The sequence below is a fragment of the Pleurocapsa sp. CCALA 161 genome (genome assembly GCF_003003995.1).
Classification (GTDB): domain Bacteria; phylum Cyanobacteriota; class Cyanobacteriia; order Cyanobacteriales; family Xenococcaceae; genus Waterburya.
Map to the genome: position 1 here is coordinate 1 of NZ_PVWF01000041.1, position 21,186 is coordinate 21,186.

A 21,186-nucleotide genomic window follows, 5' to 3' on the forward strand; every position below is an offset into this window, starting at 1 on the left:
ACCGTCGCTCTTTGAACCAAGAAGCAGAAGGAATACAGACTTCTCGTACTGTTAATTCGGTTTTGCTCAAGAAACAGAAACAACTATTGGTTCAGACGCAATTCGCTCACGACTTGGTTGGGAAATCAGTTATTATCGCTTGGATTATCCCAGTAGTAACATTGCTAGGCTGCATGGCTGTATTGCTCTTAAGTAAAAGATAATTTATTTTGTTGATCAACTATTTCTAGTAGCTTTTGAAATAGAGGCTCGCCAGGATTTATTAATCTAAGAGATGGCTTTTGATCGAAAACTTCAGGATAGAAGGTGACAGCATAAGTTTTATCTTTGTCAGTCAATTCCCAAATACGATCGCCTTTTGATTCAAAGAAGATATTTTGAGCAAGGAAGCTCGGCGAGGTTTCCTCGCCATGAGCAAGTCTTGCTTGAGCTAGTAATATTTGAGAATTAGTAAATAGTGCTTCTATTTGTTCTGAAGTTATAGGACTAGGAACAAGTGGTTTACGGATTTCTTTTAAGTCAGCTTTAACATCCATTGCGACCCTTACGGGTTCGCCAGTCGCTATAACGGAGGGAACCTCCGCAACGCGCTGGCTCACCATCTCTTCTAAACCAGGATGCAAAGGCGGTGTATCTAGAACCTGCTCAAATTCTGCTAGTAACACCCCTTCTTCTTCAGGATCGGCACTCATGACAGCCTGTTCGATAAATGTAGGCACTTGAGCGAGTATCGGCTGTAAATTACCGACTACACTTTGAAAAGCATCAATGCGATCGCGCAATTTACGATAAACTTTTGCTTCTACCGTACCATCATAGTAAAAGTTATGAATGTTAACTGTTGAATAAGCTTGCCCAATGCGATCAATCCTGCCGATACGTTGTTCTACTCGCATGGGATTCCAAGGTAAGTCGTAATTAATCAGTACCCCACAAGTTTGAAGGTTCAGTCCTTCACTAGCAGATTCAGTACAGAGCAATATTTTGATAATTCCTGCTTTAAACTGTTTTTTAATCTCTTCTTTTGGTAATCCTTGCCATTCTCCATCTAGATACAGTTCGCCACCTCTTCCTGAGTAGCAGGCTACTTGAGAACCAAATAGCTGCCGTAGGTTATCCCGTAAATAGTCCATTGTGTCAGTGTATTGAGTAAAAACGATCGCACTTTCTCTTTGACTCAGTTCTCGGCGTAGGATTGTCAGAAAATGGGATAGTTTACTGTCTTCTCCCGTATTCTCAAATTGCCGTAATAAGTTTTCTAGATATTCAATTTCTTTAGGATCTACTGGTTCTGCTAGATAGGTTTCTAAACCCGTAATTACTGCATCATCAGCATCATCTAAATCGCTGAGATCGTCTTGGGTTATATTATTAATTCCTTCTAAGCGTCGTTGGAGAGATTCACGAATAGCATAAAAAGAACTGGTGAGACGTTTGCGATATAGGGTCATCAAAAACCCTAATGCTTTACGGTTTTCTTTCTGAGCTAGTCTGTAAAAATGGCGAACGTAGTCACTCACCGCCTGATAAAGAGGAACTTCTCGATTTGGTTCAAGAGCGATCGCATTATCACTAACTATTCTTCTGGGAATATCTCTGTCTAAAATGCCCAGCTTATAATATTGCCTCAGAGTATCGCGAGTGTGGCGGAACATCAAATCTTTTAGGGGAGTATTGACCGTTAGATACTGACGCGAAGCATTAATAAAAGGAGTATCTTGAGCTAGCTGCTTAGGATTGACAATACTTTTACCTTGTTTCCAAGTATCTCTTAACTTGTAAGCCATCAGGCGATCGCCATTAACTAAATGTTCTTCTAAGCGATCGCGACGCGAAGCTAGTCCTTTAGGGCATTCTTCCCCACCACGACGAAAATAATCAGTAGACATGGTTTGCCAAAAGTCTAAAGTGTGACTATCTGGTTCATCCGAGAGTGAAGAGAAGTAATTACAAAAATTATCGCCATAACTCCAATGTCCTGCTAATCCCACAAGATTCAAGAGATCGAACACTTCTATCGGATCGATTTGCATTGGCGTAGCAGAAAGGAGTATTAAGGATTTGGTTCTGTTTTTCAATTGCTGCATCAATTGAAGTAAGCGATTAGGAGTGTCTTTACGTTGTTGTGGACTTTTACGACGAGCATGATGGGCTTCATCAAGGATAACCAAATCCCAAGGTTCGGCAGCTAGTAATTCTTCCATCCTCTCAGTACGTCGGACTAAATGAGATGAGGCTAAAACTAAATCCTGAGTATTCCAGGGATTTGAAGTAGGGGAAGTGATTCCACCATAACAGTCTTTAAATTTACCCTGGCTATAACTCCCAAAATGCAGGTTAAATTTTTCTCTTAACTCCTCTTGCCATTGGGGTTGAACGCTAGCAGGAGCAAGAATTAACACTCGTTTCACTTTTTTACTCAAAATTAAATAGCGCAGAATCAACCCTGTTTCAATGGTTTTACCTAAACCAACTTCATCGGCAATCAGAAAACTACAGGGGAAATTAGCAGCAACTCGACGCAATATTTTCAACTGATGCGCCCAAGGTTGAATGGGAATCGATTTAAGGCAAAAATCTAAACAACCTGGATGTTGATGAAGATTAGCTAGCAGTGCAAACATCTTACTTGCTTCTATATCTTGTATATCTGTATTTTTCGTCTCTGCATCAGGTGACGGTTGAATATTATCTAATTTTGAATTTTGAATACATGCGGGCAAGCCCTTTGTGAACTTTGAATTCTCAATTTCCTCTTCTTTTTTCCAACTCGGCTTACTATCTGGCGTATACGTTAAAAGTTTCTGCTTAACTGCTTCTGGTATCTCAAAAATTTTGACATTGGGCGATAAATCATTCCACAGTTGTTCAAACCTGTAGGCTTCCTCGTTAACTCGTTCCAAATCGCGATCGCCTTCCCAACCACAATAGACATGAAAAGACTCAACATTATGTGACCAACCGCTTATAGATTCATTGTTTGAGCCACTAAAAGCAAGGCGATCGCCTTTACTATCGGTAAAGATACCAACTTTCTCATGAAAGATATGGTTTGGATCGAGTAGGCGATCGCTTTCAAGGGGAATACCTTTATCTTTTGTAGGGACAGCAATTTTAATGTCTAAATACTCATTAGCAATTAACCAGCTAAGTATCTCGAAGTGTTTGAGTTGGACAAAGTTGGCTGGTGCTTGCAAGTCAGCTTCTAAACGAAATGCTAAAGCTTCTCTTAGTTCGTAACCCTTTTCAATTGCTGCTATGTCTTGCGGACTAAATTGACAGCCCATAATCAAGCGAATCTTACCATGATTGTGTAACATCGCTCCCAAACCTCTAGCTACTTTACTAAGAATGGCACTACCAAAGAAACCTGACTTGCGATCGTACTGCACAGCGCATTCTAAAGCAGGAATATAAAAATCTATGATGGGATTATTTTCGTTGCTGGAATAGCTAATGCGCCAGGAGTGATCTTGTAAGTGCATGAATTGAGAGGGATTAAGGGCTATCTCTCAATTCAAGGCTTTATTTATTCGTCAGTCTGTGAGTTCGATCTCTGGTTTGATGTGTTTAGCTAATAAAAATAGTATCATTAAGTAGTACTATATTTTTATGAATCGAAAACAGCGCAACACCTATGATGCAATCTTTGCCCAGCCAATCCGTCGCAATATTGTCTGGAATGACGTGGTGTCATTGATTAAAGCTGTGGGAGGTAGAGTGACTCAAGGAGATGGTTCGAGAGTTCGCTTCGATCTCAATGATATTTCGTTAAATATTCATTCTCCCCACCCGCAAAAAGAATTAAAAAAATATCAGGTAAAAGCGGTTCGAGAATTTCTAATTGCGGACGGGCGCGGTCTTGGGGGTCTCCCCCATGAGCGACCCGTTCAAGAAAATGCAGGAGTAGACTTATGAACTATAAAGGATATGAAGCTGTAGTCGAATTTGATGATGAAGATCGTTTATTTGTAGGACGAGTTATTAATACGCGAGATGTTATTGTTTTTGATGGCTTGTCAGTCGATGAATTAGAGCAATCTTTTCAGGCTGTGATTGATGAGTATTTAGAAGACTGCGAATCTTTAGGAAAAACTCCAGATAAGCCGTTTTCTGGTCGATTTAATTTGAGAATATCTTCAGAGTTGCATCGAAAAGCTGCTACCAAAGCCATACAAGAAGGTGTTAGTTTAAATACTCTGGTAGAACAAGCATTACAAAAAATTCTTTAAATAAAGTGGCAATTTAAAGTCATGACTCAGTTAAAATTTGTAGATTTTATTGAACGAGACAATTTACAGGAAAAAGACAAGCTGTTTATCTGTTCTAATACTTCTTGGGCTGAATATGAGGCAATTTTACAAGAAAAAGCTAACTCTTCAGCCTATAGAATTTCTTTTTTAAATGGTGTTCTAAAAATAATGTCACCCAGTCGCAATCATGAAATTATCAAGGATTTTATATATTTATTAATAGTTACTTACTGTGATGCTATTGAATTGGATTATTATCCTTTAGGTTCAACGACGCTTAAACAAAAAGATAAGTCCGTAGGTAAAGAACCAGATACTAGCTTTTGTTTTAATAGTTTGAAACAAGTTCCTGACTTGGCTGTAGAAGTAGTATTTAGTAGCGGTGAGAACCCGCGTCCTAAAGGATACACTCAATGCGATAAGTGCAAGCCGCTCCGCATATCGGCGTAAGACGCAAGGGAACGCTCACCAAGAGAGTGGCAGCGTTGAAGATTTGGAAAAATATCAAAAACTAGGTGTTAAAGAAGTTTGGTTTTGGATTAGCGATCGCTTGGAAATTTATGTACTGATTGATGATAGTTATCAAAGACAAAATAGTAGCTATAACCTGTCTAAGTTAGACGATAAAATTTTAGAGAAATATATTTGTCAGGTACTAACTGGTAATCCGAGACTACTTAAAAAGGCTTTTTTACAAGAAATTAGTTAGATTATGGTCTTAAATCTAGTTAAATTGCTTTTGTAAAAATAGAGATCATTCTCGATTGTCTTAATCTTCATATAAGTCTAATTCCTCACTCAAAGCTGTCAGTTCGTCTAATGATTGACTTCTTTTTGCATCAATATTTGCTTTGTATTCATACAAGTCTTGAGCCAGAATTCGTCTATGCTTTCCTACTTTGCGATGGGGTATCTCGCTAGATTCTAGTAATTTTATCAAATAGGGTCTGGAAACATTGAGGAGGTTTGCTGCCTGTTGGGTGCTTAATTCAGCTTGGACTGGAACTAAAGTAACTGCATTACCTTGAGATATTTGAGACAGGATATCAATTAAAAGCTCATATGCGACAGCGGGAATTAAGAGCGATTCTTGTTGTCCACTTTCTGACTCAACCGTGATTTTTTGAGTATGGCAATGACTGACAACCGTAGCATTTCCTTTGAGAAAAGCTATACAGATATTAGTATCTATTAAAAACATAAAAAACTATTCAAAGACACTAAAATCTATATCTCGACCGCGATAAGCATGACGTTCTCGATCTATTTCGGCAAAAACTTCATCTATTTCTGAATCATCTTGCCAAGCACCAGCAACTTGCTGTAGTCGTTGCCATTGGTCTGCTGCACTGCTCAAAGAGCGATCGCTAATTTCTACCGTAACTTCTGTACCATCTGGAACAGTAATTGCTTCTGGCAATTGAACTTTATTATCTTTAATAATTCCTTTGACTTTCATAGCGATCGCTTTTTGAGCTTGTCTTCCTATTATAGAGTTGTTCTGTTTTGGAGAAAGTATGAAGTATGAGGTTTGAGGGATGAAGTTTGGATTTACTTCATACTTCTGTTTTCGTACTTCATACCTCAATTAATAGTTTGTTAATTGTTGTCACCAATAGTCTTTGAATTTCATCCGAATCTTTTAGAACAGATTCTATGTAATTACTTTTTGTTAATTCTACCTTTAAAGAAATAATTAATTGAGTTTCTAACTCTCTTGCCGAGCCTAAAGCTATACGCAAAAACCTTATATATTCTTTTTTATTTTGTCTCCCATATCCTTCCGCAATATTACTAGGAATAGACACAGAACTCCGTCTAATTTGACTAGTTATTCCATATATTTCGCTTTTCGGGAAATAGGCAGTTAATTTATAACAACGTACCGACAAATTAACTGCTTTTTTCCATATAAATTGCTCTTTATAGCTCATACTTCAAACTTCAAACTTCAAACTTCATACTTCATACTTCAAACCTCATTTGCTCATAAACCACTTTGGCTTTTATTTCATCCATTGATAACCAGAGTGAAGTTAGGGTTTTATGTTCCTCGGCACTTTTAGGAATTACTTTAAAGGCAATTTCTAAGGTTTTCATCAACATATCATTATTATTTAACCCCGTTTTTTGCAAGAAGTTTCTAACTAACTGGGGATTTTGTTCTTCTTGGTAAATGGCAATAATGGCGTGCAGGGCATCGACTAGATAAAGGTTAGAAAAGTTATCGGCACAGGTGTTAAAAGCACGTTTTTTGTGTCTTTGTTTGGGAGTTAATAGTTTACAAGTACCGCTAGCGGAATCGAGTAATTTGTACTCTTTAGCTAAATCGTTAACGTTAAAACCACCAATAGCAAGGGCTAGCTGTCTGGCTTCATCGAAGGGGAATTCACGGGCTTTGAAAGCATCCCAGGCTAATAAATACCATTGAGTAAGGGGATCGAAACCTGCGGTGTCGGTTTGTACCAGTTTACGGAAACGATAGTTGGCGATCGCTTTTCTGGCTTCGGCAAAAGCAACTTCGGGGCGCACTGGTTCACCGCTACTATCTAGAATAGGATAGGCACGGGAAAAGACATTAAGGGCAGGGCCAAAAGCACTAAGATACAAGTCAATTCCTGTAATCTCATTCTCTTCAAATTCGGGAGCGCGTTGTTCGACGAGGTTGGCAACTTCAGGGCGCAAGTCATCCCACCAGGCTTGTTCGGCTAAGGGGTCGCGTTTGCGACAGACTAAAAGCACGGTACTAGAAACGGAATTTTTCTTAGCTTGATGCAGATTCTGCGGGTTTTCGGTACTGACTGACCAAGATGCAGTAATCTCAAAGCCAGCATCGATTAGGGATTTAGTGAGGACATCCCACGCCCCAGATTCTTTATGGTTAAACTGTACTGTCATTACGCCGTCATCTCGTAAGACGCGATAATATTCGCTAAATACCAGTTGCATCTTGGCTTCATAGTCTTGTTTTGCCAGTTCTTCGGGAGATGCACCCATGTTACGGAAGCGAGAAGGATTCGCAACGGCTTCTCTATCTTTATCGGTAAGTTCCGACCAAAATAAATCGGGGAAGATATCGCCTAATGTGCGTTTCATCCAGACATAGAAAAAGTCCGAAAGTTCGGCGTATTGAATGGTGGAATAGTACGGAGGGTCAGTTACTATTGTATCTACAGAGTTATCTGGGATGTGAAAAAGGCTATCGGCTGATGAAGTTTGAAGTATGAGGTTTGAAGTTTGAAGTTTGAAGATCATCTTCGCGCTTCATACTTCTGTCTTCATACTTCGAGGGAAAAAACTCCGCTAATCTCTTCTCTGCTTCATCACCAACAAACTTGACCCACTTATCAATATCCTGCTGTAAATCAGCCCCAAACTTGAGAGGATATTCCATTGCAGCTTTCATCGTCACTACAGCCACAGGATTTAAGTCAGAAGCGAGAACATTTAAACCATATCTAGCAGCTTCAAAAGGTATAGAACCTCCACCAGCAAAGGCATCTAAAATCACGGGCTTTCTTTTACCCCAAATGCGATCGCAATATTCTTCCAATTTCTCAATTACTAAACTGGTCGGAGGAGTTTTATATAATTTAATTGCTTCTTTTTTCTTGACATTGATTCCGTCTTTTTCTGGATGCAAACCCAACAAATATTCAAACTCTTCCATCGAAATATCTGCGGGTAACAAAGAAGCCAAAACCGAAGCGCGAGAAAAAGATAAAGGCTTGCGAGAATACCAACGATGTAACCCCTTAAAAGGATTTCCCCCGTGTTCGTAATATACCTGCTCGTTGAGGAGTTTTACAGGCATAATTTTTTCAATAAACACCTGGGGACGTTGGGATTTAGTCATAAGTAATATAAAAAGTATTATTATTTATATAGAGATTAAATAAGCTCCTATGATTAATAATTCCCAAAAACAACGAATTTCCATCACTGTTGATGCCCATTTGCTCGAAGAGATTGACCAAATGACTAAAAACCGTTCGGCTGCGGTGGAGGAAGGTTTACGTTTGTGGCGCAAACAGCAAATCGAAGAACAGCTAAGAAACTTCTATCAAAACCGTTCTCAGGCGGATATTGAATTTGAACAAGAGTGGACGGAAGAAACACAAGAACAAGCGATCGCTGCTTGGGATGAATTTCCCTGGGACGAATCTAAGTAAAATTATGAGTAGTGGAGACTTTCCCCGTCAACGACAGGTTTATTTATCCAAGGCTTTAAAACAGTCTGGGGATACTAAAAAACGTCCAGTAGTAATCATGTCGATAGATATCCGCAATCAATATAGTTCTACTGTCTTAGTTGTCCCTTTTTCTAGTGATACTTCTGATGCAGCTAATCCTAGCCGTGTCTTGGTTAAACAAGGAGAAGGAGGATTGAATGTCGATTCTGTGGCGATGTGCGACGTTATGACTAATATAGAAAAACGCTATCTTGAGCGTGGACCTTATGGCGAAATAACTCCTGAATCATTCGCTCGTATTCAAAGAGCAATTCAAATTGCGATCGGCATTTATTAAGTTTAGAGGCTTATCAGTAAAGAAGTTAACCAGCATGACTACAACTATAGAATTACCCAGCGGAAAAATTATCGATCTGGCTCGTTTCGTTGCTTTATTACCTGATGAAAAAACAGCAAATAATACATATTCTTTGATCTTAGAAGGCTGCGAAAAAGCGATCGCCTTGAATCCTCAAGAAGCAAAATCGATTAAAGAACATCTCAATTTGAAGTCCAATAAAAATCACAATGGTGTTTGGGATCGAGAAGAACAATTACGCAAAAATCAACCCAAACTGAAAAAACTTAGAGAATGGATTGACCAAAAGAAACAAGAATCGACCTCACCAGAAAAAGAAGCAGCTTTTGAAGAATTTAAACAAACAATTGATGCAGAAAGACCAGTAGGACAAAAATTATACGAGCATTAGAATGATTGTCCTAGTCGATTCTGGAATATTAGGAAAACTTTGCAATCCTAATTCTTCTGCTGAAGTTGAAGCTGCAAGAGAAAAGCTATACAAGCTGCTAGCCAGAGGAGTATATATTGTCAGTAGTCAAATCTGTGATTACGAAGTAAGGCGATCTTTAATTCTTAATTCTATGAGAGGTTTATCTTCAGAGGGAATTAGTAACTTAGACAAATTATCTGAATTTATTGATTTTCTACCTGTTAATAATACAGTTTTACAAGAAGCTGCTAATCTTTGGGCAGAAGCTCGTATACAAGGAGTACCTACCGCAGACGATAAAAGCCTTGATGCTGACATAATCATCTGCGCTCAATACAAGCTACTAAAGCAAGAATATCCAGGTAGATACATTATTATTGCCACTACCAATGTCAAACATCTAAGTCGCTTTACTGAAGCAAAAGAATGGCAAGCGATCGAGTTTTAACGGTAGATATTTATAATGAGAAAGTGTATCTCAAAGAATATAATTCGCTATTCTCCTAAAAGTATCCGTAAGGCTTTAAGAGCAGAAGAACGTTTACCATTGGCAATCATCGCAAACCAATAATGAGCTTCTTCATTACTCATAGAACTAATTCCAGTAGCAATTTTAGTAATGCGATCTAATTTTTTTAAAGGTTGTAAAGTTTGGAATAAAATTGCTAAATTAACTCCTGATTCCTCTGATAGAGTGTAATGACTTTGACGCTTATGAGACAAGCTTTGTGGATCGTATTTATTGCTCTTTAATATTTTATAAATATTCTTTTTAGCTAATACTAAAGTTTCTCCTTTCAAGTGACCAATTTTCTTGGCAGAAGCTCGTTTTTTTTCTCCTGCTTTTTTATAAGCGCATTGATATAGTTCAAGAGCGAAATTATTGTTATCGGTGGAAATAACTCTTAGTTGAAATTCTTGCACAGGTCGTTTCACTCCAATTCAAAATTCAGAATTCAAAATTCAAAGTTAAGTATGCTGAAAACTTGTTGATAAGATTGGCTTACATAATTCGATTAGTTTTAATATGAGTAATCTTCCTATTACAGAGAGAACTGAAGATTTTGCTATTAGAATAATTAAGGCTTGCAGTTTTCTTGCAAAACAGTCGGATGTGTCTAGAACTTTATCAAGGCAACTACTAAGGTCTGGTACATCTATTGGGGCTAATGTCCACGAAGCACAATCAGCACAATCAAACAAAGATTTTATCCATAAGTTAGAAATAGCATTAAAAGAAGCTAGAGAAACCGAATATTGGCTCAAAATATTAATTAAATCAGGAATAGTAGGAGAATCTAAGTTTAAATTGTTGTTGCAAGAATCCCAAGAAATTAAAGCTATCATTGCTGCCTCAGTAGTTAAATTAAAGAAAAAGTAATTTTGAACTTTGAATTTTGAACTTTGAATTCCAAGTCAATACTTCACTTTGGCATTAAGAGAAATTCGGTCTGCTTCGTTTCGCTTAAGTGCTTGATGAATATCGTTCAACTCTTTACTTTGGGGGGGAATACCAGGCTCAAAATCAATGATCAATTTCAGATTTACGTCGCCTTTAGTTTCTGGATTGTTGAGTAGTGCGTTAATGGTATTAAAAAAGCTTTGAAATCCTTTCATTTGCCCTTGATATTCCAAACGCACAAATTGGTCATCACCTGTTTGAATAGTTGCCGTTTGGTCGATTCTGAGGGGGAAACGACTTAATAAAGGAATCGCCGTTCCCAATTTACGGTAGTCAAGCAATTTGTCTACCGATATTTCCAACGACTCAATTTCTTTAACTTTGCGATCGCCACAGAGATCGATTAAGCCAGTAAAAACTTTGTTGACGGTGCCATCGAGTTCGATAACGGGCGATCGATAATCAAAGATAGTGCCAGTGCTGCCATTATCGTTTAGGTTATCATCAGGTTTATATTCACCATTTGGCTTTTTAACTCTAGTTCCATCTGACGAAATTACAGCTTGAGTTTGTTGTTCTACTGTTTCTCCGTTGCCATAGTCAGCAGCAACTTTAAATACTGTTGTATTAGTAATTGTTGTTTCGTATTCATCGGAAGGGCGAAACTCTTCGGGTATTAAAGTACCATTCTCATAAAGGCTAGTTTTTAATGCTCCCTTGGCTTTCCAACGAACTCGCACAGGTTTTTCTGTCTCTGTAGAAGGCATCACCTGAGCATTTAATTCAATTACTCTAGGTTCAGGCGGTTGAAGAATTCCGCGACGGTATAAAGTAAAGCGATCGCTAAATTCAATTGATTCAGGTAGAGATAGTGTGTCGTCGGTTTTAAGATAAACTTTTTCTCCCACTTTCATATCCCAGTGACCATCTTGTAATCCTTCGCGGATGGTATCTCGCAGTAGAGAAATTTCAGCATCCAGTAAAATATTCAGGTTTAAATCTTTGGCAAAGGCATCTTTTAAAGCTTTAGTTGTCCAGTGGTCTAAACCTTTACTCCAAACTTTCTGCAAAATATAAACAGGGGCAAAAGGCTTAGAACCTTCAGGGCGTATCTTTTCACAATCTTTGAGAGCCTTAAGGATGATCGACTGCTGATTATTATTACCTTTAACAGCACTCGAATCTTGGGCGGGTAAGACATAGTGCATCAACCCAGTGGGAGCTTTAACATCATCTTTGGTGGGATAAAACAGATGACGATAAGCATTAGTTAGAGATACTCTAACGTCTAAATCTTTACCTCCTTCTCTTTCTTTTAGTTGCTTTTGTTGAGTATCCGATAAATCTTCTAAACGGGTTTGACTTGTTAAAATATTTTGAATTGCCTTGTATTCTCTTGCGTTATCAATAGCTCTTTCGATTTCCTGTTTATTAGCTAGCAAAAATAACAATCGATTGCGATAAAGGCGGAATTTGCCAGATTCTCCAGTATTATTAAAAATCTGCTCGACAATATTAGGCGGACTATCGGTAGAGTTAACCACAGTTGTTTCATCAAAATCAATTAAACAAAGGGCAACGCCATCAGGAACATCATCAACATCTCCCGATCCTTCAGGGGAGAAAATTGGTGTAAATATTTTCTTGGCAAAAATACTATCGCGACGCGATCGCAAATCGTCTTTTGCCTCACTGCGCCCTACTTGTTCTTTTTCTTCAGTAACAATTTTATTAACTGATGGCTCTTCTTTAAACCGAGACTCTGAAGTAATCGGATCGTAATCTAAATACCAAGCCACTGCTGTCAATCTTTCTAAGGCGCGATCGACAAAACTAACCTCTAACCCTGGTGTGAGTAATGACAAGTTTAATTCTGCTCTTCTGATACCAGAAGAGATGCCCTGAGTTAGAGAATGTAAAAAGATAGTCCGAGCTACCCAACTGGAAAAAGGCGGTTTGTCGGCTGCAATCCACTCCTCATCTTGTATCTGAGCATAAGCTTCTCTACCATTAGGGTTGTAAATATCTGCCCCGATAGGTGGACGCATTTGTGAACGTTGAAGTCTTGAGGTTAGGTCATTGGTTATTTCACCATCTAAACCCACAGGAATATGATGGGTATGAATTAGATAAAAGTGAGAATTTGCAGAAGAATTCATTCTTGCATTCTGAACTCCTCCATCCTTACCTTCTTTATTCCACAAATGCCTAACTACTTGAGCTAGTAAACGCAATGCACCTCTGGTCTTTTGAAATTCTGGAATAGAGGCAATTTTTTTGGTTAACAGATTGAATAGCTCTGGGTGAAAAGGATAACTTTGAGCGATCGCCTCACTATAACGAGCGTCTTTACAGGCATCGGGTAAATTACTCCGACTAGCACGACAGGCGGTAAAGTATTCTGAGGCTGCTTTCCTTGCTGCTTCAGCACTAACGCTCTTGAACAATCGTTGTTTAACAATATTGTAGACTTCAACATCTGTTGAAGGGCTTAAAACCTTTTCTTGTCTGGCAGAAGCGCGAATTAATTCTTGCAATTCTGTAGTTTCTTCCGCAAAAGTATCTGTAGTTGAAGCAAGAGAATATACAAACACTAAATTATTACAAGATCCTGCCAAATCCATCAAGGTAAAAAGAAAAGCCACAACTTGTTCGGCTAAGTCACTCCTATTTATCTGTTTTGCTTTAGCTGCCCTCAGATAACGAGCAATTTCATCTAAAACGATTACCGTTGGCTGATTGTCTAATAACCTTTCTAAAACATCTGTTCCAGGACTAATACCTGAGCGATCGCTCCCTGCTAAAAGCTGATATCCTGCTATCCCCCCAATTTGATAGGCAATTTCACCCCAAAGAGTTTTGGTAGTTACGCCATTACTATGATTAATACCATTTTCAGGGTCTAAATCTCTTCCGTCTATAGCTGCTATTTGTACAGGGCGATCGGGGATTAAACTAAGTTCTGCAAATCTTTCTAATCCCTTAATTTCTCTTGCTTGTTTACAGATATGCCATAAAGCAATCTCATCGTGGGTTTTACCACCACCAAAGCTAGTTTCCAGTCTAATGACAGGAGAACCTGATGATTTACCCGTTAACCGACCAAACACCTCTGTGATCAGAGTTTTAATTCCATCTGTGGCATAAGTATTCGCAAAAAAACTTGCAGCATCTTGATATATCAGGGGTGCTTTTCCTTCGACCACAGATCGCAATTTAGCAGCGAATAGATCGACAGAAAGTTCTCCTGCTAAAATCTCTTCTCTGGGAATACAGGTTTCAAAAATTGAACGCAACATAGACAAGTCTCTAACTAGAAGCTTGTGCTTAAAATGCCCATTTTGGTTCGTTAAATCTAAAAAAAATCTAAAATTGCTGGTATGACTTTATTATCGCTACTAACTAAGAGCAAGCGATCGCTCTAGATCCTAGAGATTTGCTTAAATAAGGGGAAAATAGCAGTGATTCAAAACGAACATCAGTACAAAGTAACTCAAGAATCTCCTTCAATTAAACAAGTTGTGACTTGGATTGCTCAACTTGGAGGATTTTTGGCTCGAAATCATAATGGTTTCCCTGGAGTCAAAACTCTCTGGAGAGGATTACAGCGATTACATGATATTGTTTCTACTTAGAAGCTGATACATTCCTCTAAAAATCATAGTTTATAAACTTATGGGTAAGGCATAGATTAGGAAATAAGTACCGATCTGAAACTACATCTGAAAATTCAACTTCTTTTCTAATGACTAATATTCAAAAAACTAAAACTCAGATAAAAAAGATTGATTAATTGCTTGATTTTCCGTAGATTGGTTATGAAAAACACCAGCACACTACTGATGTCAATAAATTAGAATTAATTTCAATCTAGCTTATAGCCTTAAATTGTCATCCCTAATTCTTAGGATTGGAATCTAAATCCAAACGATTATTATCTCGGTTTTCAAGTTTAGCTTTCAAACCTAACTCTTCATTGTCATTCATCTCTAAACCCGCTTGTTTCCCTAGCTGATCGACATCATTCATGTCCTGACCTATTTCTTGATCGATTTTATCTGTATCATCTATTTCGCCCAAAGGCTCAGTGTGAGCAAATTTTTCTTCACCTGTATTCATACAAATACTTCCTGTTTCTGCTATTTAATTTTAACATTACCTAACAGATAACATAGTTATCAAGAAATGTGTTCCATCTTAAGAAGTATTTATTTCTTGTTTTAGTCTACAAATGTTTTTTATCTAGTATCGAGTCAAAAATCAACAGTTTTAAAACCAATTATATTTAGGTTGCTTTATCAACTTTTTCATTTTCATCATTTAAATTTTAAAACTATATCAATCTAGTCTTAATTTACATTTAAGAGCGAGCTAGTTTTTTACATCACAGCAGAGAAAAGAATTAATATGGCTAATTTTACAGGAACTTCAGCAAACGACGATTTTCGCGAATTATTTGGGCTGAGTTCAGAAAACGACGAACTGATTGGCTTGGAAGGAGACGATATTATTGATGGTTTTTTAGGAGACGATACTGTTTATGGTTCTGAAGGAAATGATACCGTAATTGGTGGAGATGACCAAGACTTAGTATCGGGCGATTTAGGTGATGATGTGCTATTGGGTGGCGGTGGCAATGGTTCGGATACTTTGACTGGAGGCGAGGGCAACGATCGAATTTCTGGAGAACTTGATGACGACACTCTTTATGGTGGGGAGGGCAATGATGAGCTATTTGGAGAGTCAGAAGATGATGAGCTATTTGGAGAAGCAAACGAAGATACTCTTTATGGTGGAGAGGGAAACGATGCTCTAAATGGTGGAGATGGTCAAGACTTTGTATCAGGGGATTTAGGTGATGATGTGCTTGCAGGGGGAAATGGTTTGGATACTTTAACGGGAGGTGAAGGCAACGACCGAATTTTTGGAGAAGCAAATGACGATACCCTTTATGGTGGTGATGATGATGATACGTTAGATGGAGGAACAGAAAACGATCGCCTCTTTGGTGAATCAGGCAACGATCTTTTGCAAGCAGGAGAAGGTAACGATATTCTGGAGGGAGAAATAGGCAGCGATCGCCTCTTTGGGGATGCAGGTAACGATATTCTCTTTGCTGGTAATGATAACGATATTCTCGATGGTGGCGATGGAGACGATGAGCTATTTGGAGAGGCAGGGGAAGATACTTTGCTAGGAAGTTTGGGTAGAGATACGTTATCTGGCAATCGAGACGACGATATTTTAGAAGGAGAGTCAGGGGATGATATTCTCAATGGCGGATCGGGTGCAGATACTTTCGTCTTTTCTGATATTTCTAATGTGGGCGTAGATACAATTGAAGGGTTCTCATTTGATGATGGAGATCAAATACGGATAGTTGCCGACGGTTTTAATATTGATACAGATGAAATTGACCGCTTTGGTTTTGATTCTGGTTCTGGTGAAGTTTTCTTTGACGACCAGGTTTTTGCTGTAATTGAAGGAGACAATGAATTTATTTCTGAAGATGCTATTGAGATCGTCTAAATTCTGATTTGAGCTACATCACACTAGGCAGGCATTGGTAATAATGTCTGTCTAGCCGCGCTCCTTCGGAGCAGAGGTCGAAAATACTACAAAATATAACATTAAAGGTTAAAAGTAATGCTCCGAAGCTAATTTAAAGCTTCGTCTTTAGAGGCAAAAAGAAATAAATAACGGTTCAATATCTGAATCCTCTTGTTTCAGAAAGAGGTAAAATTTTGACTTATGAAAATTATTTAAAGAGGTAATCTTAATGATAGAAGTAATTTGCGCTGGTTCTTTGTTCCTTTCAACGAATATCCCCGTTAAGCCAAACTCAATTGATTTTGCTTGGATAGATATGGCAGAATCCAGCTTAGTTCAACCAAATATCTGGCGTAATCAAATGTATCTGGCAGATAATGAGTCTGGTGCGAACCGTAATACTGAACTAGAACAACTTTTCCAGAGATTTAACATTATTCTCGATAATCCTCAGAACGACACGAGCGATCGCGATGCGGATGAACGTCGCCGAGAATTAGATTTAGAAAATCCAGAACCTGACTCAGAGAATAACTATGAATCAGATTATCGTCGTCAAGCAGACGAAGCAAGAGAAGAGAACGATATTTTTAATTCAGATTCAGATTCAGATTCAGATTCAGACAGCGATCGCGATGCGGACGAACGCCGTCGAGAATTAGAAACACAACAAAACGAATCTTATCCAGGGGAGTACAGTGAGAATGAGCATCAATCTGATTATCGCCGCCAAGCAGATGAGGCAAGAGAGGGGTCAGAAATTACTGTTCCCAACTCAAATTCAGATTCAGACAGTGATCGCGATGCGGATGAGCGCCGTCGAGAATTAGAAGATAATAACTAGAAGATTGGCAAAAATTGCCAATCTTCTTCATTTTAAACTTTAACCTTGTCTTGAGCTTCAGATGTCAAATTTGCTTGCTCCATTATCAAGGCAATCCCCTTGATATTGATCTTGTTATCTTGTTATACAGATCTGCCCTCAGTTGGGCCTTTAATTGCCTTCCAACCAGCTATACCGCCCTGAAGTTGCGACACACTCTCAAAACCTTCTTTACGTATTTGATTGGCTACTGTTTCCGCTTCTTGATCGTTGCTGCTGTAGACATAGATCTCGCGGTTTTTTGGTAAATTTTCCACGGTTTCCATTAACATTGCACCTGTAATTCTTTCTTCTAAATAAGATTCGCGATCCCGAGCATCAATAATGGTTAAACCAGGTTCGCCCCACTGTAAGCGTTCTTTTAATGCTTGAGCGCTGGCTTTAGGAGTAGCTGGCGGAGGAGTGGGAACCGCTTTAGTAACTGTTTCCTTAACATCCAAGATTGCTTTTTCTGCTTTTTGTTCAGATTCAGACATAAAATTTTTATCCAAATAAATTCTTATTAATGTTAATTAATGCAAGTTTCTGCTGCTAATGAATCCCTCTAAAGGAATAAATATTAATAATGATCTGAGCTGTAAATATTCCTTTTGGTTCATTTTTTTAAGTTACTTTTTATTTAATCTTAATTACTGTAGCTAGCAATCAACTTAAAAGTAAGACCATGCAGAGTCAAGAACGTCGTCCAACTCCCGATGAAATTCCCGAACAGAAATTAGACTACCCTGCTTCTCAAAGGAATATGATTCCTCAGCCTGATAGTGATTTGTCTAACTATAGTCCTGCTAATAAATTAACAGGCAAGGTGGCGTTTATTACTGGTGGTGACTCTGGTATTGGTCGAGCAGTAGCGATCGCCTACGCAATGGAAGGAGCAGAAGTGGCTATCTTTTATCACGCTAATGATACCGATGCCGAAGACACTAAAAAGATGGTTAAGGAAATTGGCAATAAAGACTGTCTGGTTATCAAAGGTGATGTTCGTGATTTTGCAAGTTGTGAAGCTGCAATCCAACAAGTAGTCGCTCAGTTTGGGAAGTTAAACATTCTGGTGAACAATGCAGCATACCAGATGGTACAGAAGAAGTTTGAAGATATCACCTTAGAGCAGTTTCGACGCACGATGGAAACTAACGTTTTTGGTTATTTCTATATGGTCAAAGCAGCGATATCTCATTTAACCGAAGGGGATGTGATTATTAATACTGGTAGCGTAGTCGGTAAAATGGGTAAAGGAATGCTGGTGGATTACTCTACTTCTAAAGGTGCAGTACATACCTTTACCAAGTCTCTGGCTTTAAATTTAGGCGATCGCGGTATTCGCGTCAACTCCGTCGTACCTGGCCCAGTGTGGACTCCTAATATTCCCGCAACCATGCCAATTGAGAAGGTCGGTCAATATGACACAGATGGCATCATCAAACGAGCAGCTCAACCAGAAGAATTAGCTCCCGCTTTTGTCTTTCTAGCTTCTTCTGACAGTAGTTTTGTCACTGGCGCACTATATGACGTAACAGGTGGACAACTATCTGCCTAGCCAGTACAAGAATCGTTGGCGTTGCTCTAAATTTTGTTTAATAAAAGCTATAAGCTCTAGGCTTTAAGCCTGGTCAACGACTGCATATGCGGAGCGGCTTGCACTTATCGCATTGAGTGTATCCTTTAGGACTACCCCCAACTTAAATATGTAAAATCTCCTTCTTATATTTCAGGTAACTTAACTCTCTTAAAAGATGAGGTGGGTTCACTAGCGATCGCCATTTCTTATTATTGTCTGTTTATTGTTGCTGTAGCGATCGCTCTATTAGCTTTAACGGCTTATCTTTTATATAAAACCGACTGGTCGTCAGGTACGGGCAGTGACTCAAAACCGTGAAATGGTTAAGTGTCTGAGGGTGAATATCAGTTTGGTAGACTCAGATCTTGCATCAGTACAAAAAAACTAAATTATGGAGACTGGACAATCAATTTAATACCCTTTTCCCTTTGACCCTTCCCCTTTACCCGAATACCACAGTTAAATTACGCGGTAGGTGCAAGATCTCAGTAGAGATGATTTTGTTATAATAGTTGCCTTATTAAACTCAACCAGCGCTCTATTTTAATGCAGACTACTGTTAATTTTGAACTTCAAGCTATAGACGATCAGCTTTCGAAACGTCCGATAGCTCTTGATCCTGGTGGCTACTATATTATCTACCTAGATCGAGAAGCAGGACTAATTTGCGCCAAACACTATACTAATATTATTAACGAGCAGGGATTAGCAGCAGATCCAGAAACAGGAGAAGTGATTGCTTGTGGTGGGAAGAAAGTTGAGCGCAGCGTGGAAAAGCTCTATACTGCTAGAACTGCTAAAGAATTGTGTGTCGAGGTAATCGAAAAGCCTCAACCCTGTCCTTTGACCATGTTAGACCATGCTGCCTACTTGGGTAGAGAGTTTACCAGGGCCGAGTATGCTTTAGTTAATGGTACTGAATATATTCAGGATTAATTCCCCAATCCCACATACCAGTAGTAAGTGACCATGGGTACGACAGTAGCTACTATTAAGAAACCAACTACCCAAACTGTGGCGCTTCCTTGGTCGGTATCTTCAGCTTTAGTAAAAGTACCTTCAGTTTGGATCTCATCTTCAATAATTGGTGGACCTGGATCTTCTTGTCCTGACAGTACTGCTACTAAGCGATCGCCTGCATCAAGAAAAGCCTGGTTATATTTATTGCCCTTGCGCATGTTGTAGCCAACAGTATCATCAATAATACTTTTCGCGACTTCTGCACCAATCAATCCTTGGGCGGCATCTCCTGAACGAATAGCCACATTATTAGTTAGGGTATCCAATACCAATAACGTCTGATTCGCCTTGGATTCAGCATCAGGATACCAATCCTGAAATATTTCCTCTGCCAGACTGTCCACCGTCTCACCGTAGTCTAGACGGCGAATTGCGACCATTCTAATTTCTTGACCTGTTTCTCTTGCCAAGTCTTTAAAAGTATTGCTTAACTTGTTTTGATTGACGCTACTAATAGCATCGGCAGTATCCACTACCCATAAGTTTTCCGCATCAAAGTTAGGTAGGTCAAATAGTCCTGTGGCGATCGCTGGAGTAGCGACGCAAAATATTGTAAATATCAGCAAGAGGGTAGATAAAGCTGATTTTAATAGATTAGTTCGCGGTAAAACCGCTTTTATAGACAAAAGATTCATTGTTGTTCTCAAATAACTAAAATAACTACTTACACTTACTTTAAAGAATATATTTAGCCCTCAACATAAATAACTGCTGAATGCTTATTATAAATAATAATAAAGCCCAGAGTTACCTCCAGGCTCTAAGCCGATTACTCGCTCAAGTAAAAATCTCTTGACACCTCAAAATAGGCAATCTTGATTGAAGCAATTAAATCCCAATCAAGCCTTTAATGCCTCCTAAATAAACTGTCGACAACAGGAAGTAAGAAAAAAATGCCCCACCGCCTCCGCCGATGAAGAAGCCAGTGGTAAAGTCACTCCAACCTTCTTTGGAAGCAAAAGCATCAGGCACTTTGCCAGTGGTGATGGTTTCTGTTGGTTTGCCGCCCATCGCACTAGAATATAGGGAAAGACAAAGGGTTAAGATAACTATCAGGCCAAAAGATGATAGCAAAGCTGCTATATCTGCATGTTCAGTATTTCTTAGAGGGCCTAAAACTAGAAAAGGTCCATATAGCAAGTAGCCGTGAGCCATCCCCACCTCTAATCCACGACGTAAAGGTGCTAAACCCTCACGGTAGGCAGGGAGGTTGCGAATCAAAGATAAGCTAAAATCAGAAGAATTTAGCGGTGTGGCTAAATTGCCAATTTGAGGATCTCCTGCGGGCTGAATCGCATTATATTCGTTCATATTTTGATTTCTCCTTAGATCTATTAAATTCAATTGGATTCAACAAGTAGATTGGGCATGGTCGGGGCTTGCCCCGCTTTGTTTGGGAAACCCGACTGCTCCTCGACTTCAATGAATCCTTTAAATAGCATCACTCTAACTTGGTTTAAGTTCGCTTTTTGTTAAGAATCTTTATAACTGAACCTAATCAGGTTAAGCTTCACAGTAATATCCATGTTGTTAACGTTTGATTTAAAAAAATAGGGA

Annotated in this window: 24 protein-coding genes and 4 pseudogenes; 16 read left to right on the forward strand and 12 right to left on the reverse strand. The window is 38.8% G+C overall.

What is annotated here, in order from left to right; genetic code table 11:
- Positions 1 to 203 (forward strand): annotated as a pseudogene (locus tag C7B62_RS25705) (hypothetical protein); the annotation flags it as partial.
- On the opposite strand, the gene C7B62_RS11695 reads toward C7B62_RS25705, so the two are convergent.
- Positions 189 to 3,485, reverse strand: coding sequence for a helicase-related protein (locus tag C7B62_RS11695; protein WP_106236173.1), 3,297 nt, complete (start codon positions 3,483 to 3,485; stop codon positions 189 to 191). The pseudogene C7B62_RS25705 and the gene C7B62_RS11695 sit on opposite strands and share 15 nt — an antisense overlap.
- A gap of 127 nt (positions 3,486 to 3,612) precedes the next feature.
- Here C7B62_RS11695 and C7B62_RS11700 point away from each other — a divergent pair, with 127 nt between their 5' ends.
- From C7B62_RS11700 to C7B62_RS26525, 4 genes are read left to right on the forward strand one after another with little or no spacing between them, the layout of a single operon-like run.
- Complete coding sequence (locus C7B62_RS11700; RefSeq protein ID WP_106236175.1) at positions 3,613 to 3,918, forward strand: type II toxin-antitoxin system HicA family toxin; 306 nt, start codon at positions 3,613 to 3,615, stop codon at positions 3,916 to 3,918.
- Positions 3,915 to 4,232 (forward strand): type II toxin-antitoxin system HicB family antitoxin, encoded by a 318-nt coding sequence (locus C7B62_RS11705; protein WP_106236177.1) that lies wholly within the window; start codon positions 3,915 to 3,917, stop codon positions 4,230 to 4,232. The genes C7B62_RS11700 and C7B62_RS11705 overlap by 4 nt, the downstream gene beginning before the upstream one ends.
- Before the next feature lie 21 nt (positions 4,233 to 4,253).
- The gene (locus C7B62_RS26520; RefSeq protein WP_233219926.1) at positions 4,254 to 4,703 is read left to right on the forward strand and encodes a Uma2 family endonuclease; all 450 of its coding nucleotides are present in this window, start codon (positions 4,254 to 4,256) and stop codon (positions 4,701 to 4,703) included.
- Positions 4,704 to 4,746: 43 nt separating this feature from the next.
- Positions 4,747 to 4,962 (forward strand): Uma2 family endonuclease, encoded by a 216-nt coding sequence (locus tag C7B62_RS26525; RefSeq protein WP_233219927.1) that lies wholly within the window; start codon positions 4,747 to 4,749, stop codon positions 4,960 to 4,962.
- 60 nt (positions 4,963 to 5,022) lie between these two features.
- On the opposite strand, the gene C7B62_RS11715 is transcribed toward C7B62_RS26525, so the two are convergent.
- The 5 genes and pseudogenes from C7B62_RS11715 to C7B62_RS27135 all read right to left on the reverse strand — a co-directional run.
- The gene (locus C7B62_RS11715) at positions 5,023 to 5,454 is read right to left on the reverse strand and encodes a helix-turn-helix domain-containing protein (RefSeq protein ID WP_106236179.1); all 432 of its coding nucleotides are present in this window, start codon (positions 5,452 to 5,454) and stop codon (positions 5,023 to 5,025) included.
- Positions 5,455 to 5,460: 6 nt separating this feature from the next.
- Positions 5,461 to 5,712, reverse strand: a complete 252-nt coding sequence (locus tag C7B62_RS11720) for a hypothetical protein (protein WP_106236182.1) — start codon at positions 5,710 to 5,712, stop codon at positions 5,461 to 5,463.
- Positions 5,713 to 5,830: 118 nt separating this feature from the next.
- The gene (locus tag C7B62_RS11725) at positions 5,831 to 6,187 is read right to left on the reverse strand and encodes a four helix bundle protein (protein WP_106236184.1); all 357 of its coding nucleotides are present in this window, start codon (positions 6,185 to 6,187) and stop codon (positions 5,831 to 5,833) included.
- 31 nt (positions 6,188 to 6,218) lie between these two features.
- A pseudogene (locus tag C7B62_RS11730) lies at positions 6,219 to 7,962 on the reverse strand (hypothetical protein); the annotation flags it as partial.
- A gap of 21 nt (positions 7,963 to 7,983) precedes the next feature.
- Positions 7,984 to 8,109 (reverse strand): annotated as a pseudogene (locus C7B62_RS27135) (hypothetical protein); the annotation flags it as partial.
- A 49-nt stretch (positions 8,110 to 8,158) separates the two neighbouring features.
- On the opposite strand from C7B62_RS27135, the gene C7B62_RS11735 reads away from it, so the two are divergent.
- From C7B62_RS11735 to C7B62_RS11750, 4 genes are read left to right on the forward strand one after another with little or no spacing between them, the layout of a single operon-like run.
- A complete protein-coding gene (locus C7B62_RS11735) occupies positions 8,159 to 8,425 on the forward strand; it encodes a CopG family ribbon-helix-helix protein (RefSeq protein WP_106236186.1) in 267 nt (88 codons plus the stop codon).
- 4 nt (positions 8,426 to 8,429) lie between these two features.
- The gene (locus C7B62_RS11740; protein ID WP_106236188.1) at positions 8,430 to 8,783 is read left to right on the forward strand and encodes a type II toxin-antitoxin system PemK/MazF family toxin; all 354 of its coding nucleotides are present in this window, start codon (positions 8,430 to 8,432) and stop codon (positions 8,781 to 8,783) included.
- Between the two features lie 34 nt (positions 8,784 to 8,817).
- A complete protein-coding gene (locus tag C7B62_RS11745; RefSeq protein WP_106236190.1) occupies positions 8,818 to 9,195 on the forward strand; it encodes a hypothetical protein in 378 nt (125 codons plus the stop codon).
- A gap of 1 nt (position 9,196) precedes the next feature.
- On the forward strand, positions 9,197 to 9,664 hold the full coding sequence (locus C7B62_RS11750) for a nucleic acid-binding protein (RefSeq protein ID WP_106236193.1): 468 nt from the start codon (positions 9,197 to 9,199) through the stop codon (positions 9,662 to 9,664).
- A 47-nt stretch (positions 9,665 to 9,711) separates the two neighbouring features.
- Here C7B62_RS11750 and C7B62_RS11755 read toward each other — a convergent pair whose 3' ends face one another.
- A complete protein-coding gene (locus tag C7B62_RS11755) occupies positions 9,712 to 10,140 on the reverse strand; it encodes a hypothetical protein (protein ID WP_106236258.1) in 429 nt (142 codons plus the stop codon).
- A 103-nt stretch (positions 10,141 to 10,243) separates the two neighbouring features.
- Between C7B62_RS11755 and C7B62_RS11760 the strand changes: the two genes are divergently transcribed.
- Positions 10,244 to 10,597: a four helix bundle protein gene (locus tag C7B62_RS11760; RefSeq protein WP_106236196.1), complete on the forward strand. Its 354-nt coding sequence runs from the start codon at positions 10,244 to 10,246 to the stop codon at positions 10,595 to 10,597.
- 35 nt (positions 10,598 to 10,632) lie between these two features.
- Here the strand turns inward: C7B62_RS11760 and C7B62_RS11765 are convergent, their stop codons facing one another.
- A complete protein-coding gene (locus tag C7B62_RS11765) occupies positions 10,633 to 13,917 on the reverse strand; it encodes an ATP-binding protein (RefSeq protein WP_106236198.1) in 3,285 nt (1,094 codons plus the stop codon).
- A 195-nt stretch (positions 13,918 to 14,112) separates the two neighbouring features.
- Between C7B62_RS11765 and C7B62_RS11770 the strand changes: the two are divergent.
- A pseudogene (locus C7B62_RS11770) lies at positions 14,113 to 14,253 on the forward strand (IS4 family transposase); the annotation flags it as partial.
- A gap of 262 nt (positions 14,254 to 14,515) precedes the next feature.
- Here C7B62_RS11770 and C7B62_RS11775 read toward each other — a convergent pair.
- Positions 14,516 to 14,737, reverse strand: coding sequence for a DUF6335 family protein (locus tag C7B62_RS11775; RefSeq protein WP_106236203.1), 222 nt, complete (start codon positions 14,735 to 14,737; stop codon positions 14,516 to 14,518).
- A gap of 288 nt (positions 14,738 to 15,025) precedes the next feature.
- On the opposite strand from C7B62_RS11775, the gene C7B62_RS11780 reads away from it, so the two are divergent.
- Both C7B62_RS11780 and C7B62_RS11785 read left to right on the forward strand, forming a co-directional pair.
- Complete coding sequence (locus C7B62_RS11780; RefSeq protein ID WP_106236205.1) at positions 15,026 to 16,147, forward strand: calcium-binding protein; 1,122 nt, start codon at positions 15,026 to 15,028, stop codon at positions 16,145 to 16,147.
- A gap of 250 nt (positions 16,148 to 16,397) precedes the next feature.
- Entirely contained in the window at positions 16,398 to 17,012 is a 615-nt protein-coding gene (locus tag C7B62_RS11785) for a hypothetical protein (protein ID WP_106236207.1), read from the forward strand.
- 122 nt (positions 17,013 to 17,134) lie between these two features.
- On the opposite strand, the gene C7B62_RS11790 is transcribed toward C7B62_RS11785, so the two are convergent.
- On the reverse strand, positions 17,135 to 17,527 hold the full coding sequence (locus tag C7B62_RS11790) for a rhodanese-like domain-containing protein (RefSeq protein ID WP_106236209.1): 393 nt from the start codon (positions 17,525 to 17,527) through the stop codon (positions 17,135 to 17,137).
- 188 nt (positions 17,528 to 17,715) lie between these two features.
- On the opposite strand from C7B62_RS11790, the gene C7B62_RS11795 reads away from it, so the two are divergent.
- The 3 genes from C7B62_RS11795 (at position 17,716) to C7B62_RS11805 (ending at position 19,545) form a co-directional block, all read left to right on the forward strand.
- On the forward strand, positions 17,716 to 18,588 hold the full coding sequence (locus C7B62_RS11795; protein ID WP_106236211.1) for an SDR family oxidoreductase: 873 nt from the start codon (positions 17,716 to 17,718) through the stop codon (positions 18,586 to 18,588).
- Between the two features lie 201 nt (positions 18,589 to 18,789).
- On the forward strand, positions 18,790 to 18,927 hold the full coding sequence (locus C7B62_RS26145; protein ID WP_199194159.1) for a hypothetical protein: 138 nt from the start codon (positions 18,790 to 18,792) through the stop codon (positions 18,925 to 18,927).
- 228 nt (positions 18,928 to 19,155) lie between these two features.
- Positions 19,156 to 19,545 carry a DUF4346 domain-containing protein gene (locus C7B62_RS11805; RefSeq protein ID WP_106236213.1) on the forward strand — a complete coding sequence of 130 codons (390 nt, stop codon included), beginning with the start codon at positions 19,156 to 19,158 and terminating at the stop codon, positions 19,543 to 19,545.
- On the opposite strand, the gene psb32 is transcribed toward C7B62_RS11805, so the two are convergent.
- Both psb32 and C7B62_RS11815 read right to left on the reverse strand, forming a co-directional pair.
- Entirely contained in the window at positions 19,542 to 20,264 is a 723-nt protein-coding gene (psb32, locus tag C7B62_RS11810) for a photosystem II repair protein Psb32 (RefSeq protein ID WP_106236215.1), read from the reverse strand. The two genes, C7B62_RS11805 and psb32, sit on opposite strands and share 4 nt — an antisense overlap.
- Before the next feature lie 193 nt (positions 20,265 to 20,457).
- Positions 20,458 to 20,940: a photosystem I reaction center subunit XI gene (locus C7B62_RS11815; RefSeq protein ID WP_106236217.1), complete on the reverse strand. Its 483-nt coding sequence runs from the start codon at positions 20,938 to 20,940 to the stop codon at positions 20,458 to 20,460.
- Positions 20,941 to 21,186 lie beyond the last annotated feature (246 nt).

Coding starts and splice junctions, on each gene's coding strand:
- C7B62_RS11795 (WP_106236211.1), top strand. CDS start 17,716: ATGCAGAGTCAAGAACGTCGTCCAACTCCCGATGAAATTCCCGAACAG.
- C7B62_RS11720 (WP_106236182.1), bottom strand. CDS start 5,712: ATGAAAGTCAAAGGAATTATTAAAGATAATAAAGTTCAATTGCCAGAA.
- C7B62_RS11695 (WP_106236173.1), bottom strand. CDS start 3,485: ATGCACTTACAAGATCACTCCTGGCGCATTAGCTATTCCAGCAACGAA.
- C7B62_RS11765 (WP_106236198.1), bottom strand. CDS start 13,917: ATGTTGCGTTCAATTTTTGAAACCTGTATTCCCAGAGAAGAGATTTTA.
- C7B62_RS11815 (WP_106236217.1), bottom strand. CDS start 20,940: ATGAACGAATATAATGCGATTCAGCCCGCAGGAGATCCTCAAATTGGC.
- C7B62_RS11745 (WP_106236190.1), top strand. CDS start 8,818: ATGACTACAACTATAGAATTACCCAGCGGAAAAATTATCGATCTGGCT.
- C7B62_RS11775 (WP_106236203.1), bottom strand. CDS start 14,737: ATGAATACAGGTGAAGAAAAATTTGCTCACACTGAGCCTTTGGGCGAA.
- C7B62_RS11735 (WP_106236186.1), top strand. CDS start 8,159: ATGATTAATAATTCCCAAAAACAACGAATTTCCATCACTGTTGATGCC.
- C7B62_RS11715 (WP_106236179.1), bottom strand. CDS start 5,454: ATGTTTTTAATAGATACTAATATCTGTATAGCTTTTCTCAAAGGAAAT.
- C7B62_RS11705 (WP_106236177.1), top strand. CDS start 3,915: ATGAACTATAAAGGATATGAAGCTGTAGTCGAATTTGATGATGAAGAT.
- C7B62_RS11725 (WP_106236184.1), bottom strand. CDS start 6,187: ATGAGCTATAAAGAGCAATTTATATGGAAAAAAGCAGTTAATTTGTCG.
- C7B62_RS11780 (WP_106236205.1), top strand. CDS start 15,026: ATGGCTAATTTTACAGGAACTTCAGCAAACGACGATTTTCGCGAATTA.
- psb32 (WP_106236215.1), bottom strand. CDS start 20,264: ATGAATCTTTTGTCTATAAAAGCGGTTTTACCGCGAACTAATCTATTA.
- C7B62_RS11805 (WP_106236213.1), top strand. CDS start 19,156: ATGCAGACTACTGTTAATTTTGAACTTCAAGCTATAGACGATCAGCTT.
- C7B62_RS11790 (WP_106236209.1), bottom strand. CDS start 17,527: ATGTCTGAATCTGAACAAAAAGCAGAAAAAGCAATCTTGGATGTTAAG.
- C7B62_RS11740 (WP_106236188.1), top strand. CDS start 8,430: ATGAGTAGTGGAGACTTTCCCCGTCAACGACAGGTTTATTTATCCAAG.
- C7B62_RS11700 (WP_106236175.1), top strand. CDS start 3,613: ATGAATCGAAAACAGCGCAACACCTATGATGCAATCTTTGCCCAGCCA.
- C7B62_RS11760 (WP_106236196.1), top strand. CDS start 10,244: ATGAGTAATCTTCCTATTACAGAGAGAACTGAAGATTTTGCTATTAGA.
- C7B62_RS11750 (WP_106236193.1), top strand. CDS start 9,197: ATGATTGTCCTAGTCGATTCTGGAATATTAGGAAAACTTTGCAATCCT.
- C7B62_RS11785 (WP_106236207.1), top strand. CDS start 16,398: ATGATAGAAGTAATTTGCGCTGGTTCTTTGTTCCTTTCAACGAATATC.
- C7B62_RS26520 (WP_233219926.1), top strand. CDS start 4,254: ATGACTCAGTTAAAATTTGTAGATTTTATTGAACGAGACAATTTACAG.